Source organism: Embleya sp. NPDC055664 (genome assembly GCF_053618075.1).
This window is the reverse complement of sequence record NZ_JBSHGZ010000037.1, coordinates 84838-101172: the sequence shown is the minus strand read 5'-3', so window position 1 is coordinate 101172 and position 16335 is coordinate 84838. Positions and strand designations below refer to the sequence as shown.

Below are 16335 nucleotides of genomic sequence, written 5' to 3'. Positions count from 1 at the left end.
CGGGGCCGCCCGGCCCTGTGGGTCACCGGGCCGGGCGTGCGAGGCACCGGGCCTGCGGGTCACCGGTGCGGTGGCGTTGCCGCCAGGGGCAGCAGGATTTCGTCGATCAGGCGGATCAACACGGCCGCGTCGACCGGGTGTTCGGCGAAGACGGTCTGATAGAAGGCCATCGACGGCAGGACCAGGGCGAGCAGGTCCGGATCCCGGTCCGGATGCACCTCGCCGCGCTCGCGTCCGCGCGCCAGCAGCGGTTGCAGGATGACCTGCCACTGGGTGACGAAGCGTTCGCGCACGACGCGGGCCAGTTCGGGATTGCCGGGCAGGATCGGCAGCAGCGCGACCACGGCGCGCGCGTGCGCCTCGTCGATATGGTCGGCGGTGTCGGCCAGCATCGCGATCAGGTCGCCGCGCAGCGTCCCGGTGTCCGGGACCGGCTCCTCGGCGTCCGCGCCGGCGCACAGCGCGGCCTCGGCGATCAACGCCTCCTTGGACGGCCAGCGCCGGTACAGCGTCGCCTTGCCGGCCCGAGCGCGGGTGGCCACGGCGTCCATCGTGAGCCGGTCGTAGCCCTGCTCGATCAGCACGTCCAGCGCGGCACGCATGATCTCGGCGTCGCGGTACGCGTCGCGCGGTCGCCCACCGCGCCCGGCCGGAGTGACGGCGGGTCGCCGCAGCGCACCGTTGTCGAGCGGCGCGGCGGGGCCTGCGGGCCCGTCGACCTCGGTGTCGGGCATGGCCGCCTCCTCGTGCTGCTCGGGGTGCTCGTGGTTTTCGTCCCGCCGTCGCGAGTCGTCGCGGCGGTTCTCCCAGAATCCCACCTTCGGGTCGCGATCCGGCGGGCTGCCCGGCATGATCGGTATCGGAACTCTTGAGTTCCGGAACTGATTCGTTCTACGCTGGAAGTGGATCGACGCGTCGAGCGATCCCGGGACCGCCCCATGCGCTTCCGTCACTGCCCGTGAAAGGCCGTCGCCATGACCGCGCCCACCTCCGCGACCCCGACCATCCGACCGGGTTTGTGGACCGTCGATCCGCAGCGCAGCCGGGCCGGCTTCGCGGTCAAGAACTTCCTGGTTCTTTCGGTGCGCGGGGCGTTCCCGATCCATGAGGCGACGGTGTCGGTGAGCCCCGACGGCGAGCCGACCGAGGTGCGCGCCCGGATGGACGCGGCCGGGTTCACCACCGGCAATCGCAAGCGGGACGCGCACGTCCGCAACCCCGACTTCCTGGACACCGAGAGCCACCCCGACGTGCTGTTCGCGAGCACCGAGGTGGCGCGGCCGGGCGCGGGCGGCCCGTGGGTGATCCGGGGGCTGCTCACGATTCGGGGCCGGGCCACGCCGATCACGCTGACCACGTACACGGTGCAGACGTCCGGCACGGCCGCCACGGCCCGGGCGACCGGGACGGTGGACCGCTTCGAGGCGGGCCTGACGTACGGCAACAGCTTCGGCGTGAGCCGCCTGGCCACCCTCGACCTGCACGCCGAACTCGTGCACGCGGGTTGACCGTTCGGGCCGGGCGTTCAGCGGGACGCGGGCGTACAGCGCAGCCGGGTGCGGGCGGCGTACGACCGGGCGGCCACCGCGAGCGCGAAGCCCAGGCCGCCGAACGCGGCGCCGCCGAAGGCGATCAGCCACAGGGTGCCGGAGCGGGTGCCGCCGATGAGAGGGTCCGGATCGGGGGTGGGGAGTACGTCGAGCGCGGCGAGGGGGGCGTACACCGACAGCAGCACGCCGTACAGGGCGAGCCCGAACGCGGTGAGCGCCGCCGGCACCAGCGGCAGGAGTCGGGGCACGTGACGGCCGCCCACCCACGGCAGTGGACGAGGGAAGCGCTGCCCCCATGGGTACAGCAGCCCGGCGATCAGGAAGAGGGCCACGCAGGCGGCCAGTACGGTCGCGTCGATGCCCACGTCGGCGAGCGCGCGCACCGGCCGGGAGTCGTCGGCGTGGGAGGCCTTCCAGCGTTCGGCGGTGATGCCGAGGGCGTCCCCGCCCAGCGTCCAGACGGTTTTCACGGCCATCCACGGCAGGAGGCCGGTGGTCAGGAGGAACGCGGTGCGCCGGGTTCGCCGGGACGCGATCGACGGTGCGGGCCGCTGTAGCGGTGTATCGGCGCGGGCGGCGACATGGGCTTGGCCGCAGTCGGGGCAGGTGCCGGTGGATCGCCGGTGGTGGGCGAGGGCGAGCGCGCGGGATGTGGTCGGCAACGATGGCGGGTTGGGCACAGAGCACACACCACGCGTTCGCGTACAGGTAGGCACAGGCGCGACGGCTTCCACTTGGTCGACGCGTAGCGATCCTCCGAAGTCGGAGCGCGCATGCGCTCGGGCTGTCTGCGTGCGTTGGGCACCGCCCGCCCGAGGTCGGCTCGCGACACCCGGGGCCGGGCCCGGCCCGGCGCCCGGTTGGGCTTCGTTTGGTTCGGCCTTCGACCGGGTCCTCAAGCGCCGGACGGGCTGGGTTTGTGGACCGTGTGCATTCGGCCTGGCCCGCTTCAGCTCAGCTCAGCCCGCCCGGCCGCTCCAGCCCGGCCCGCCCCTGCCCGGCCCGCCCCTGCCCGGCCCGGCTCGTCCGCTCCGGCCGGGCCTGGTCGGCCGGGTCGGCTGGGGTGCTTGAGCGTTGGGTGGGCTGGGGGCGGGCTTGGGTGGGTTTGGTTCGGGGGGCGGTTCAGGCTGGGTTGGGGGTGGGGATTGTCAGGGTTGTGGTGAGGGGGAGGTTGGTGCTGGAGCTGCCTATGTGCAGGGTGTATGTGCCTGGTTCGGTTTGGGGGCCCTTGCCCTCTGCCCAGTGTTGGAAGGCTCGGGCGGGGATGTGTAGGTCGACTGTGATTTCCGTGTCGGGGGCGGCGGTGGCGTGGGTGTAGGACACCAGCCAGGACACCGGGCGTTCGACTGTGCTGTCGGGGCGGCTCAGGTAGGCCTGGATGAGGTGGCGGCCGGGGCGGGTGCCGGTGTTGCGGACTGTTACCCGGGCCACGAAGTCCGGGCCTGATGAGGCTGTTTCGACTGCTACGTGGGTCCAGGTGGTCCAGCCGAGGCCGTGTCCGAACGGGTAGGCCGGGGTCGCGCCCGCCCGGGCCCAGCCGCGGTGGCCGATGTGGATGCCCTCGGTGTAGTCGAGGCGGCCCGCGATCGGCGTGGTGGTCAAGACCGCCGGGTCGTCCTCGTACGCGGGCCAGGTCACCGGGAGTCGGCCGCCCGGCTCGACCCGCCCGAGCAGGACGTCGGCCAGCGCCGCGCCGAACTCCTGCCCGGGGAACCAGCCGACCAGGATCGCCGCGACCTCCGACCGCCATGGCAGCAGTACGGGCGAGCCGCTGTTGAGCACCACGACCGTGTTCGGGTTGACCTCGGCCACCCGGCGGATCAACTCGTCCTGGCGGCCCGGCAGGGACAGGTGGATGCGGTCGCGGCCTTCGCTGTCGCTCTCCTCGGTGCTGCCCACCACCACGATCGCCACCTCGGCGTCGGCCGCGATCGCGACCGCGTGCGCCAGGTCCTCGTTCTCGTGCGCCGCCGGCGGGTCCACGCCCAGGACGAACCCGGTGCCCGGGCGTTCCAACGCGAACTCGTGGCGCAGTCGCAGTTCGACCTCCTGGCCGGCCTTCAGGTCCAGTTCGGCCCACCGCTCGGGCGGGGTCAGGATGCCGCCGAGCGGATCGTCGGTGACCAGGTCCTCGTCCACCACCACGACGTCGTCCGCGGCCAGCCGGAAGCGGCCCACGCCGGCCACCCCGATGCGGTGCGGCCCGTCCTCGCCGACCTCCAGGACGCCGACCGCCTCGATCGCCACGGCCCGCGCCACGATCGGATCGTCCAGCCACAACAGCCGTCCACCGCCCCGCAGTTCCTCGTGCAGCACGTCGCCGTCCGGGCCGAAAAAGCGCACCCGCAGTCCACGGGCGCCCGACCCCGGGTCGCGCACCTCGGCCTCGGTGACCGCCGGCAGGCGATGCCGGATCCGCGCGCCGACGGCGTGCTCCACCCGTACCTCGGGCCCGAGCGCCGCCCGCAAGCCCGCGAGCGGGCCGATCGTGTACGGCGGGATCACCGTCGCGCTGCCGCCGCCCTGGATCCGCGGCGTGTCCGCGTTGGGCCCGAGCACCGCCACCCGGCGCAGCCGGCCCGGATCCAGGGGCAGCGCCGTACCGGTGTCGCGCAGCAGTACGATGCCCGCCGCGGCGGCCTCGCGCAGTAGCGCGGCCGGCTCCGGCGCGGGGGCGGGCGCGGGCGCCGGCGGGGCCGGGCGTACGCCGTCGAGCGCGCCGACCCGGGAGGCGAGGAGCAGCAGGTGCCGCACCTTGTCGTCCACCGCCCGCTCCGGCACCCGTCCGTCCCGGACCGCCGCCACCAGGGCGGCGCCCCAGGGCTGGTCCGGACCCGGGCCCGGCATCGCCAGGTCCAGGCCCGCCCGCCCGGCGCCCTCGGTCGAGCGGGTCGCGAACCAGTCCGAGACGACCAGCCCGTCGAAGCCCCACTCGGTGCGCAACGGCGTTTCCAGCAGCGGGCTTTCCGTCATCGTCACGCCGTCGACGGAGTTGTACGCGGCCATCAGCGCCCAGACGCCGCCCGCGCGCACGATCTCCTCGAACGCGGCCAGGTGCACCTCGTGCAGCGCCCGCTCGGACATCCGCACGTCGACCGAGTAGCGCTCGGTCTCCGAGTCGTTGGCGGTGTAGTGCTTGACCGTGGCCGCCACGCCGCGCGACTGCACGCCGCGCACCAGTGCCGCGCCGATCCGTCCGGACAGCAGCGGGTCCTCCGAGTAGCACTCGAAGTGCCGCCCGGCGTAAGGGCTGCGCTGGAGGTTGACGGTCGGGCCGAGCACGACGTCCACCCCCTTGCGACGCGCCTCGCCGGCGAGCAGCACGCCGACCCGCTCGACCAGGTCCTCGTCCCAGGAGGCGGCGAGCGCGGTCGGGCAGGGCAGCGAGGCGGACGGCTCACGCTCGTCGAAACGTTCGCCGCGCACGCCCGCCGGACCGTCGCACAGCACCATCTCGCGCAGTCCGATCGCCGGTTCGGCGGCGGTGCGCCAGAATCCCGAACCGGTGAGCAGTCGGACCTTGCGTTCCAGATCCAGTTCCGCGAGCGCGGCCTCGATCCGCGCGTGCGGGTCGACGACCGGCGCGTGCGGATCGGAGACCGACGCATCCGGCTCCGAGACCGGCGCGTGCGGGTCCGACTCCCGGGCCCGGGCTTCCGGAGCGCGGGGATCCGGTCCACGCTGATCCGGCACGCGCGGCGGGGCCGGTGAGTCGATTTCGGGTGACGCGGCGGCGCCGTACGCCGTCGCGACCGGGGGCAAGGGGTGGGTGCGGTCATCATGACCGTTGGCCTGCGACACGAGGGGCACACTACATTCAATACATTCCAGCTGGAATGCTTTCACGAGGGGAGCCGGACGGATGTCGGATCGCACGGGGGCGCGGGGCCCGTACGCGCGAGGAGTCGCACGACGGCAGGAGATCGTGCACGCGGCCCTGGAGGTCTTCGCCACGCGCGGGTACGACGCGGTGTCGCTGCGCGAGATCGCGGCCCAGGTGGGCCTGTCCCATACCGGGCTGCGCCACCACTTCGCGTCCAAGGAGGACCTGCTCACGGCGGTGCTGCGGTACAAGGACGAGTTGACGCTCACCCCGGACGAGCCGGTCGACGTCTCCGGGATCGCCTGGGTGCGGGCGAGCCGGGACGTGGTCGCGCTCAACGCCCGGCAACCGCTGCTGATCCGGCTGTTCGCCACATTGTCGGTGCAGGCCACCGATCCCGCGCATCCGGCGCACACGTACTTCGTCGAGCGCTACCGGATCGCGCGGGAGATCGCCACGCGGCACCTGGCCCAGGCCCGGGACGACGGCGACATCGCCGCCGACGTGGACGCCGAGCACTGCGCCGAGTTGATGCTGGCCGCGATGGACGGCCTCCAGGTGCAGTGGCTGCTCGAACCCGATCGGGTGGACATGGTCGCCGCGTACGGGCAGTTCCTGGACCGTTTCCTGGCCGTGCTGGCCGTTCCGCGGCCCGAGGACGGCGGAACGGCGCAGCGGTAGCCGGGCGGTCAGCCGGCCGAACGCGCGATCGTGTGCCGGCCCGCCGGGTAGGGCCGGCCCGCGTGCACGAACGGCAGCGGGCTGTCCACGGTCAGCTCCGTCGGCGTCACGACCACGCCGATCGGGCCGGCCGGGCTCGGCACCGCGCCCTCGGCCCGGGTCAGCCGCCCGAGCGCGGGTTCGATCCGGGCCACCGCGAACCCGGGCTCGGCCGGCTCGACGCCCAGTACCCGGGTCATCAGGTCGCGGGTCGGCGTCGAGGACCAGCCGTGGCTGACCGTGCCGCCGTACCAGGTCTCGCTCCACGAGGTGTCGCTGCGGTCGAGCAGGACGAGCCAGTCCAGGCACAGGTCCGCGATCAGGTCGGCCCGTCCGGCCAGGGCCAGTGCATCGTGTACGACGTAGCGGAAGAACGGCTGGGCCCGGACCACCTGCCGGCCGGTGTCCCACCACGGCTCGGGCGGCCCGGCCCGCAGGTGCGCACCGCCCACCTCGGTGTCCGAACCGGGCTCGGCGGGACCCTTCGCGGCACTGAACGCGGCGTGTACGAGGGCACTTTCGTCGGTGAGCACATGCACCAGACGATCGATTCGCGCCGCCGGGACCAGGCCGCCGACCAGTGCCGCGGCCTGCCCGTGCTGGGACGCCATCGGGCGCCGCTCGCCATCGGCGATCGAGTCGGCGTAGCGCTCGCGTTCGGGATCCCACAACCGTTCGAACCCGGCTGCCAACCGGGCGTGCGCGGCGCGCGCCCACTCGGCTCGGGAGCGATCGCCGAGCCAGGACGCCAGTTCGGCGAATTCGAGCAGCGCCCGACCCCACAACCCGCACAGCGCGGCCGAGACACCCTCGGTGTGCACGGCCGACCAGTCGATGATCACCCAGCCGAACACGTCGGTGGGCAGCCCGGATTCGTCCAGGAACGGGACGAACCAGCGCAGCACCCGCTCGACCACGGGCAGCAGTTCGGCGATCTCCTCGCGGTCGCCGACATAGCGGTACAGGTTCCACACCGAATGCACCCAGTGCAGCGCCCAGTCCGGGATGACGGTGAAGTCGGCCCACTCGGCGTCGCCCGCCACCGCCATCGGCAACATGCCGTCCGGGCGCGGCGACGCGGCCAGCCGGGGATGCCAACGAGCCAGCCGCCAGTCGGCGTTCGTGGTCAAGTCAACCATCTGGTGCACCACCGCGTCGCCGGTCCAGGCGCGCTGTTCGCGGGTGGGGCAGTCGAGGTAGGCGTCGGCCGAGCACAGCGTCACCGTGCGCCGGCCGATCCGCCAGATCTGCTCCAGGCGCGGGTCCGAGCAGGCGAACCACGCGTCGCCGGTGACCGGATAGGTGCGTTCGCGCACCGCCACGCCATGTACGACGACGCCCTCGGCGGCCTCGACGAGCGCGCCGCGCAGCCCGTAGGAGTCGACGGATTCGAGGGCGCGGCGGGTGCCGTCGGTGGTCGTGGCCAGGCTCGCGTCGTGTTCGCCGGGTGCGGGCCGCCCGGTCGGGTCGGCGAACTCGGCGGTGTGGACCAGCACGTCGGCGCCCGCCGGGCCGCTCGCGTCGACCACGAGCGTGCCGGAGAGCACCCGGTCGGCGGTGTACGCGCCGTCCTCGCCCGGGGTCAGCGCGATCAGGCGCGGTCGCGGCCAGGCGATCGGCCGGCCGCCGAACGGGCCGCCGGGGTAGCTGGGCGGCTCGGGGCGGCCGGGCTCGCCGGTGGTCATCGCCCGCCGCACCACCGCGGCGGGCCAGCCGGGGTCGCGGTCGGGACGCTGCCAGTCGGCGGGCAGCGCGCGGGCGTCGAGCAGTTCGCGCCCGCGCCCGGAGACGCTGCCGCCGCCGGGGGTGGCGGTCCAGCCGGACAGGACCCGGCCCTGCCAGCGCTCGTCGGTGTGGAACCAGGTGTCCGAGCCGAGCCGGGCCTCCAGGACGAAGGCGCCGTGCACGAGATCGTTGGCGAACGGCGACGGCGGCAACCACCACGCCGTGGGGCCGTCGTGTACCCAGGCGAGCGCCGTGACGACGTTGGTGCCCGGGCGCAGCGCCGGGGCCAGGTCGAGGTCGTCGTACGGCCGCATGCGCGGATTCGCGCGCACCGGCCCGCGGGCCACCTCGACCCCGTTGACGGCCAGCGCGTAGCCGGACAGGGCGACCAGGCGCGTGGGCACCCGCTCGGGGACCCGGTCCAGCTCCAGGACGGCCCGCAGCGCGACGGTGTGCCGCCCGGTGGGCGGGCCGTCCGGCGATGCGGCCCAGATCCAGCGGGCCCGCCAGCGTCCGGGCGGAAAGTCGTTATCGGCGATCACGCGATCGTTCCTTCGTGTCGGGGAGGTGGGTGCGGCCGGGCCGGGGAGGCGAGCAAGGCGCACCCGTACGCCCTGGGCACTCGTACGCCCGGGGCGGGCACCGGGGCCGGTCCGGCGGCGCGAAGCCGCCTGGGGCCGCCGGAGGGGCCCTAACGGGCCAGATGCTCGCGGACCGCGGCCAGCCACTCCTGTGGCTGTTCGGTCTGCGGGCTGTGTTTGGCGCCGGCGATCACCCGCAGCCGCGCGCCCGGGATGCCTGCCGCGAACTGTTCCGCCGCGCCGCGCAGGCGCCGGTCGTGTTCGCCGACCACGACGGTGACCGGGCAGGAGACCTCGGCCAACCGGCCGACCAGCGACGGGTACGTGCCGAGTGCCTGCGCGCAGCCGACGAATGCGGCGCGGTCCATCCCGGCCAGTGCCCGGGACTGCCGCTCGCGGCGGGCCAGGTCCTCGGGCGAGGCGTCGGCGGGTGCGCGGGTGAACGGTTTGAGCAGGGTGAGCAGCGGTCCGAGGCCCCACCGGCCGACCACCGCGTTCAGGCCCCGGCTCAGCACCCGCTGGACCCCGGTCGAGGTGGGTTCGGCGGCGGTGTCCATCAGCACCAGCGAGCGCACCCGGTCCGGGTGGGCCAGCGTGTGGCGCAGCGCCAGCACACCGCCCATCGAGTGGCCGAGCAGGTCGAACGGCTCGGGCAACATGCGCTCGGTGAACGACTCCAGATCGGCCGCGAGGTGGTCGAAGGTGTAGGCCGACCGCTCGCCGAATTTGGCGCTGTCGCCGTGCCCGCGGTGGTCGTACGCGAGCACCCGACGATCATGGGCGAGCAGCGGCGCCACGCCGTCCCAGTCGGCGGCGCTGCCCGCGAATCCGTGCAGCAACAGCAGCGGTGCCGCACCCGATCCGGGGTCGGCCGAGGGCAGGTCGCGGTACCGCAGATCCGCCGCCGACCAGGGCGAACGGGGTGGGTCGGGGTGATGCGCTCGGGCCTCGCCGCGGGTACCGCCGGCGAGGAGTCGGGATGATGCCGTCCACGAAAGCCTTCCATCTGGCATGTATTCGATGTTAGCGTCCCGCCGTCGTGATGTGACACACAAATCCCCCGGATTCCCGACGGCCCGGACCTCGCGCCCACCGTCTCGACTCCCGATCCGCCGTCGCACGTCGGTGCTCCCCGGCATCGCCCCCACCTCCGCCCGCACCACCCGAACCCGCGATCCGAAACCCGCGACTCAACCCGCGATCCGGACCCGCGCTCGAACCACCGTTGATCCATTGCTTCCTTTGAAGGACAGGTGAGCCGTTGTGTTGCTCCGAGGAGACGGACCCGCTCCCGCGCGACGTATCGCTGTAGGCGTCCTGCTCGCCGCCTTCGGCCTGACCGCCGCGGCCGGCTGCTCGGTCGAGAAGACGTCGGACGCCAAGAAGCCCTCGGGCCCGGCCGCCGCCCCGAGCGGTCCGGCCCGAGGCGTCACCGACACCACCGTCAAGCTCGGCGTCGCCGCCACCGACCCCGCCCAGCTCAAGGCCTTCGGCGTGCCCACCGAGGGCCCGGCGAGCAAGGACCTGTACGCCGCCTGGGTCGCCGCGCAGAACAAGCGCGGCGGCATCCAGGGCCGCACCATCGAACTCGCCTTCCGCCCGTTCCTGCCCACCGGCCCCGCCGAGGCGCAGGCCGCGTGCGTGGAACTGAGCGAGGACAAGAAGGTGTTCCTGGCCATCGGCATCCTCACCGGGGACACCCCGCTGTGCTTCACCGAGACGCACGGCACCCCCTACCTGGGCCAGTGGGGCCAGTCCGCCGAGCGCGACCGCCGCTCGAAGGCGCCGTTCGTCGCCCTGGAGATGGCCGACGACCGGCAACGCGCCGCCGCCGTCAAGGCGTTGCTCGACCAGAAGTCGTTGCAGGGCAAGAAGGTCGCGCTCTACTGGGAGGCCCAGGACGCGGCCGTCACCAAGAACACCGTGAAGCCGCTGCTGGACGCGGCCGGCGTCGACGTGGTCGTGCAGACCCCGCTCGACGACTACGGCAAGGACCAGGCCGCCGGCGACCAGGCGTTGGACACGCTGGTGCAGAAGATGCGTTCGGCGGGCGCGGACACCATCCTCAACACGTCCAACTTCTCCAACCTGATGATCGCGCTGCAACGCGCGAACTGGCTGCCGGAGCAGGTGTACGCGACCTCGGCCCAGGCGCTGAGCCCGGCCGTGGTCAAGACCACCGGGATCAAGCCCGCCACCATGGAGCGGGTGACGGTGGCTGCGCCGTACATCCCGACCAAGGCCGAACTGCTGGCCGATCCCGGGCTGACCGCGTGTGTCGAGGAGTACAACGCGGGCGGCGCGGGCGAGAAGTTCGACGCGGGCGCGGCGAGCCGCGAGGCGCTGAGCGCGGTGGCCAACTCGTGCGCCGCGTTCCGGCTGTTCGTCCAGGCGTCCGACGCCGCCGGCCGCGACCTGAACGCCGCGTCCTGGCAGCGCGGCGCGGAATCCCTGACCAGGCTCACCCTGCCGGGCATGCCGCTCGCCTCGCTCGGCGCCGGCAAGCACAGCGCGGGCGACGCGGTCGGCGTATTCCGCTGGGACGCGGCGCAGAGCCAGATGCTCCCGGCCGGACCGCCGATCTCCGCCGTCAAGTGAGCCCGTGACGGCACGCGAAATCCCGAGAAAGGCCCAGCACATGGACGGCGGCACCGCCGCACCCCAGCGGGACGGCACCGGAGGCGAGCGCGGCGATCTGGCCGACCTCGCCGGTGCGGTCCTGGACGAATCACCCCCGACGGCCGCGCCGCGGCCGTCGGGCCGGACCCGGCGGTCCGCCGGCGGCGCCGACACCACCGTCCCCGGTGTCGACCCGGCCGGCAAACCCCCCGCCGAGAGCCCGACCCTGCGGCAGGGGCTGCGTCGCGGCGGCACCTCGGTGTTCACCGTGCTGCTGATCCTGACCGCGCTCGACGAACTCGAAGGCGCCGCACTGGCGGTGCTCGCCCCCGACATCCGGGACAGCCTGGGCGTCGGCAACGGCACGATCGTCTTCCTCGGCGTCGCGGCGGGCGCGTTCACCGTGCTCGGCGCGGTGCCGATGGGCTGGATCGCGGACCGCTTCCGGCGCGGCCCGGTGATCGGCGCGTCGACCGCGTTCTTCGCGATGATGGTGTTCCTGTCGGGCTTCGCGATGAACGCGTTCATGTTCTTTTGGACCCGCTTCGGCGCGGGGGTGGCCAAGTCCAACAGCGGTCCCGTGCAGGGGTCGTTGCTCGCGGACACCTACCCGATCGGGATCCGCGGCCGGCTCGGCGCCTCGATCGGGGTGAGCGGCCGGCTGTGCGCGGTGCTCAGCCCGCTGGTGGTCGGCGGGATCGCGGCGGCCGTCGGCGGGCCCGACGGCTGGCGGTGGGCCTACTACCTGCTCGGCCTGCCGGTGGTGATCTTCGCCGCGTTCGCCTTCTTCCTGCCCGAGCCCCCGCGCGGGCAGTGGGAGAAGACCGACGTGCTCGGCGAGGTGATCGAGGACGAGAACCCGCCGCCGATCTCGATCGAGGCGGCGTTCGCCCGCCTCGGCCGAATCCGCACCCTCAAGACGGTCATCCTCGCCTTCGCCGCCATGGGCTTCGGCCTGTTCACCACGCCCGTGCTCGGCAACCTGTTCCTGGAACAGGAGTACGGCCTGGGCGCGTTCGAGCGCGGCATGGTCGGCACCGCGGGCGGGGTCGCCGGGTTGCTCGTGCTGCCGTTCGTCGGCCGCTACTACGACCGGCGGTTCCAGGAGGACCCGGCCCGCGCGCTGCGGTTGATCGGGTTGCTGATCGTGCCCTCGGCGCTGTTCGCGCCGCTCCAGTTCTTCGCCCCGAACCCGGTGTTGTTCGCCGTCTTCGGGGTGCCGCAAGTGGTGCTGCTGTCCTGCGCGTTCGCGCTGATGGGCCCGCTGATGCAGACGATCGTGCCTTACCGGCTGCGCGGTCTGGGCACCGCGATGGCGTCGATCTACGTGTTCTTCATCGGCGCCACCGGCGGCGGCCTGGTCTCCGCGCCGCTGATCGACGGCTTCGGTCCGCGTACCGCGGTACTGATCACCCTGGTCCCGGCCACGATCATCGGCGGCCTGCTGATCATGCGCGGCGCCGAGCACGTGCACGGCGACCTCGCGCTGATCGTCGCCGAACTGCACGAGGAGCAGGCCGAACACGAGCGCCGGCAGGCCGAACCGGACCGGCTGCCGGTGCTCCAGGTCAACCACGTGGACTTCTCCTACGGCCAGGTGCAGGTCCTGTACGACGTCGGCTTCGAAGTGCGCCGCGGCGAGGTGCTGGCCCTGCTCGGCACCAACGGCGCGGGCAAGTCGACCATCCTGCGGCTGATCGCGGGCCTGGCCACGCCCGAACGCGGGGTGATCCGGCTGAACGGACGCACCGTCACCTTCGTCGCCCCCGAACAGCGGGTGCGGATGGGCATCGTGTCGCTGGCGGGCGGGGCGGGGGTGTTCCCGGGGATGAGCGTGCGGGAGAACCTGGAGATGGGCGCGTACATCCACCGCGCCGACCCCGACCTGGTGCGCGAGCGCATCGAGCGCTCGCTCGCGCTGTTCCCGCGCCTGGTGGAGCGGGCCGACGAGCCCGCCTCTGCGCTGTCGGGCGGCCAACAGCAGATGCTCGCGTTGGCGATGGCGCTGCTGCACGACCCCGAGGTGTTGCTGATCGACGAACTCTCGCTCGGGCTTGCCCCGGCGATGGTCGGCGAACTCCTCGAGGTGATCGAACGGCTCCGGGCGGAGGGGCTGGCGATGATCGTGGTCGAGCAGTCCCTGAACGTGGCGATGTCGATCGCCGACCGGGCGCTGTTCCTGGAGAAGGGCCGCATCCGGTTCGAGGGCGCGGCGGCCGACCTGGCCGAACGCGACTTCGTGCGGGCAGTGTTCCTGGGCGGCGACGCGGCGGCGGACACCTCGCACGAGCGCAGCGCATCCGGAAAGAGCGTCGACCATGGCTGACCTGATGACCCGCCAGATCGCCTTCGACGGTCTGGTCAACGGCCTGGCGATCGGCTTGATCGCGCTCGGCGTGGTGCTGGTGTACCGATCGAGCCGGGTGATCAACTTCGCGGTCGGCAACCTCGGCGTGATCGGCGCCGCACTGCTGCCGCTGGCCGTGATCAACTACGGCGTGCCGTTCTGGGCCGCGCTGCTCGGCGCGCTCCTGGTCGGCACGCTCGCCGGCACCATCGTCGAACTCGCGGTCATCCGCCGCCTGTTCCACTCCGCCCGGGTCACCGTGCTGATCGCCACCATCGGGGTGGCCCAGGCGTGCGTGGCCGCGGTGCGCTCGTTGCCCGACGTGGACGGCGCGGTCCGGGCGAGCTACCCGGTGGCCATCGACGCCCAGTGGCAGATCGCGGGCGTGCGGGTCACCGGCGCCCAGGTGTGCGTCCTGGTCGTGGTACCCGTCGTGGCCGGCGCGCTGACCTGGTTCCTCGGCCGCACCACCCGGGGGCGGGCGGTCACCGCCTGCGCGGAGAACCCCGACCTGGCCCGCACCGTCGGGATCAGCCCCAAGATCGTGTCCACCGTGGTGTGGACCATCGCCGGCCTGCTGTCCACGCTCGCGATGATCCTGATCGCCGGCCAGTCGGGCCGTGTCTCGGCCACCGCCGATCTGGGCCCCAACACCATGGTGCGGGCGATGGCCGCCGCGGTGATCGCCGGACTCACCTCGTTCCGCTGGTCGATGCTCGCGGGCGTGCTGATCGGCGTTCTCCAAGCGGCCGTTCGGTTCAATTTCGTCGAACAGACCGGCCTGGTCGACTTCCTGCTGCTGTGCGCCGTGGTCACCGCGGTGTGGGTGCGCGCTCGGCGCGACGCGCGCACCGACCAGCGGGCCGGGACCCGGGCGTTCGCCACCGGACCACGACCGGCCCCGATCCCGGAACGGCTGCGCGGGGTGTGGTGGATCCGGCACATGAACAAGCTCGCGCTGATCGTGCCGCTGCTGATCGCCGTACTGCTGCCGCTGGTGGTCACCCAGGCCTCCCGGCACCTGCTCTACGGCACGATCCTCGCGTTCGCGATCTGCGCCTGCTCGCTCACCGTGCTCACCGGCTGGGCCGGACAACTCTCGCTCGGCCAGATGGCGTTCGCCGGACTGGGCGCGCTCACCGCCGCCGCGCTCACGCGCGGTGTGTCGATCGACATCGGCGGCGACCGCACCATCGCCTTCCAGGCCCTGCCGTTCGCGCCCGCCGTGCTGCTGGCCGCGCTGGTCACCGCCGCGCTGGCCGCGATCGTCGGCGTCGGGGCGCTGCGGGTGGACGGCATGCTGCTCGCGGTCAGCACCTTCGCGCTCGGCGTCGCCGCGGCGGCCTACCTGTACCGCCGGCCGTTCCTGACCGACGGAAACGCCTCCTCCGTGCCGATGCCCAGGGGCGACCTGCTCGGTCTGGACCTGGCCGACGAACGCACCTACTACTACGTGCTGTTGGTCGTACTGATCGTGGTCCTGGCGCTGCTCGCCCGACTGCGCGCCCACGGCATCGGGCGGCGCACCATCGCGGTACGGGACAACCCGGAGGCCGCCGCGGCCTGCACCGTGCCGCCGCTGCGCACCAAGGTCACCGCGTTCGCCCTGTCCGGCGCGATCGCCGGTCTCGGCGGGGCGCTGCTCGCGGGCAGCGTGCAGAGCGTGCCGCTGACCGAACGGTTCTTCCAGGTGTCGGACTCGTTGACCCTGGTGGCGATCGTGGTGATCGGCGGGCTCGGCTCCACGATCGGTCCGGTGATCGGCTCCGTGTGGGTGGTCGGCCTGCCGGCCTTCTTCCCCGGCAATGCGCTGGTGCCGCTGTTCGCCTCCAGCATCGGGCTGCTCGTCCTGCTCCTGTACTTCCCCGGCGGGCTCGCCCAGATCGGCAACGCGGCCCGCGCCGCGCTCCTCGACTGGGCCGAGCGGCGGCTCCCCGAGCCGAGCGGGGTTTCGGCGCCCGCGTCGGCGTCGACGCAGGCGCCGAAACCGGAACGTCCCATGCGGGTTCGGGAGCGGGCCCAGGCGTCCGCCGCGCCCGACGGGGCAGCCGCGCCCGACGCGCCCGTGCTGGTCACCCGCGACGTGTCCGTGCGCTACGGCGGCAACACCGCCGTCGACAAGGTGTCCATCGAGTTGCGCCCCGGCGAGATCCTGGGCCTGATCGGCACCAACGGCGCGGGCAAGTCCACGCTGCTCAACGCGATCGGCGGCTTCGCGCCGGCCACCGGCTCGGTCGAACTGCTCGGCCGCGACGTCTCGCGCCTGGCCCCGGCCCGGCGGGCCGCGCTCGGCCTGGGCCGCACCTTCCAGGCGGCCCGGCTCTTCCCCGAACTCACGGTGCGGGAGACGGTGTTGGTCGCGCTGGAGGCGCGCGGTCGATCCGGGCTCGCGGGTACCGCGCTGTTCCTGCCCGCCGCCACGCGCGCCGAACGCCGGCGGCGGGCCGAGGCCGCCGACCTGATCGACCTGGTCGGCCTGGGCCGCTACGCCGACACCCCGGTGGCCCGACTGTCCACCGGAACCCGGCGCATCGTCGAGTTGGCCAACCTGATCGCGCTCGACGCGAAGGTGTTGTGCCTGGACGAGCCGACCGCCGGCGTCGCCCAGCGCGAGACCGAGGCACTGGGCCCCCTGCTGCTGCGGCTGCGCCGGGAGTTGCACGCCGCGATGATCGTGATCGAGCACGACATGCCCTTCATGATGTCGATCAGCGACCGGCTGTACTGCCTGGGCGCGGGCCGGGTGATCAGCGAGGGCACGCCGGAGGAGGTGCGCTCCGACCCGGCGGTGATCGCCGGCTACCTCGGCACCGACACCCGCGCCATCGACCGCTCCGGAGCACTCGGCGCCGGCGCCCCCGTCGCGCCGCGACCCGTTTCCGTTTCCGCCGCTCCCGTTCCCGCCCCCGCTCCTGTTTCCGTTCCCGCCCCGCCGCACTCCGCGGCCGATCCCGCGCCGGAGAGCTGACC

Annotated in this window: 10 protein-coding genes; 5 read left to right on the top strand and 5 right to left on the bottom strand. The window is 73.3% G+C overall.

Features of this window, described 5'->3' with window-relative positions; all coding sequences use genetic code 11:
• Positions 1-59 precede the first annotated feature (59 nt).
• A complete protein-coding gene (locus tag ACWGR4_RS39160; RefSeq protein ID WP_380003548.1) occupies positions 60-851 on the bottom strand; it encodes a TetR/AcrR family transcriptional regulator in 792 nt (263 codons plus the stop codon).
• Positions 852-974: 123 nt separating this feature from the next.
• Here ACWGR4_RS39160 and ACWGR4_RS39155 point away from each other — a divergent pair, with 123 nt between their 5' ends.
• On the top strand, positions 975-1508 hold the full coding sequence (locus ACWGR4_RS39155; RefSeq protein ID WP_452132385.1) for a YceI family protein: 534 nt from the start codon (positions 975-977) through the stop codon (positions 1506-1508).
• Between the two features lie 17 nt (positions 1509-1525).
• On the opposite strand, the gene ACWGR4_RS39150 is transcribed toward ACWGR4_RS39155, so the two are convergent.
• Both ACWGR4_RS39150 and ACWGR4_RS39145 read right to left on the bottom strand, forming a co-directional pair.
• Positions 1526-2212: a hypothetical protein gene (locus ACWGR4_RS39150; protein ID WP_452132384.1), complete on the bottom strand. Its 687-nt coding sequence runs from the start codon at positions 2210-2212 to the stop codon at positions 1526-1528.
• Between the two features lie 460 nt (positions 2213-2672).
• The gene (locus ACWGR4_RS39145) at positions 2673-5243 is read right to left on the bottom strand and encodes a beta-glucosidase (RefSeq protein ID WP_452132383.1); all 2571 of its coding nucleotides are present in this window, start codon (positions 5241-5243) and stop codon (positions 2673-2675) included.
• Between the two features lie 169 nt (positions 5244-5412).
• Between ACWGR4_RS39145 and ACWGR4_RS39140 the strand changes: the two genes are divergently transcribed.
• Entirely contained in the window at positions 5413-6054 is a 642-nt protein-coding gene (locus tag ACWGR4_RS39140) for a TetR family transcriptional regulator (protein WP_380003557.1), read from the top strand.
• 8 nt (positions 6055-6062) lie between these two features.
• On the opposite strand, the gene ACWGR4_RS39135 is transcribed toward ACWGR4_RS39140, so the two are convergent.
• Entirely contained in the window at positions 6063-8360 is a 2298-nt protein-coding gene (locus tag ACWGR4_RS39135; protein WP_452132382.1) for an alpha-L-rhamnosidase-related protein, read from the bottom strand.
• A 149-nt stretch (positions 8361-8509) separates the two neighbouring features.
• Positions 8510-9412 (bottom strand): alpha/beta fold hydrolase, encoded by a 903-nt coding sequence (locus ACWGR4_RS39130; protein WP_452132381.1) that lies wholly within the window; start codon positions 9410-9412, stop codon positions 8510-8512.
• Between the two features lie 250 nt (positions 9413-9662).
• Here ACWGR4_RS39130 and ACWGR4_RS39125 point away from each other — a divergent pair, with 250 nt between their 5' ends.
• The 3 genes from ACWGR4_RS39125 to ACWGR4_RS39115 are packed head-to-tail and all read left to right on the top strand — an operon-like array spanning position 9663 to position 16333.
• A complete protein-coding gene (locus ACWGR4_RS39125) occupies positions 9663-10997 on the top strand; it encodes a type 1 periplasmic-binding domain-containing protein (RefSeq protein WP_380003560.1) in 1335 nt (444 codons plus the stop codon).
• Positions 10998-11001: 4 nt separating this feature from the next.
• Positions 11002-13344, top strand: a complete 2343-nt coding sequence (locus ACWGR4_RS39120; RefSeq protein ID WP_380003561.1) for an ATP-binding protein — start codon at positions 11002-11004, stop codon at positions 13342-13344.
• Positions 13337-16333, top strand: a complete 2997-nt coding sequence (locus ACWGR4_RS39115) for an ABC transporter permease subunit (RefSeq protein WP_452134305.1) — start codon at positions 13337-13339, stop codon at positions 16331-16333. The genes ACWGR4_RS39120 and ACWGR4_RS39115 overlap by 8 nt, the downstream gene beginning before the upstream one ends.
• The last annotated feature ends 2 nt before the right edge of the window (positions 16334-16335 follow it).

What these genes read in the sequence shown, in the direction of transcription:
- ACWGR4_RS39140 (WP_380003557.1), top strand. Translation starts at nt 5,413, where the DNA reads ATGTCGGATCGCACGGGGGCGCGGGGCCCGTACGCGCGAGGAGTCGCA.
- ACWGR4_RS39130 (WP_452132381.1), bottom strand. Translation starts at nt 9,412, where the DNA reads ATGCCAGATGGAAGGCTTTCGTGGACGGCATCATCCCGACTCCTCGCC.
- ACWGR4_RS39160 (WP_380003548.1), bottom strand. Translation starts at nt 851, where the DNA reads ATGCCGGGCAGCCCGCCGGATCGCGACCCGAAGGTGGGATTCTGGGAG.
- ACWGR4_RS39155 (WP_452132385.1), top strand. Translation starts at nt 975, where the DNA reads ATGACCGCGCCCACCTCCGCGACCCCGACCATCCGACCGGGTTTGTGG.
- ACWGR4_RS39115 (WP_452134305.1), top strand. Translation starts at nt 13,337, where the DNA reads ATGGCTGACCTGATGACCCGCCAGATCGCCTTCGACGGTCTGGTCAAC.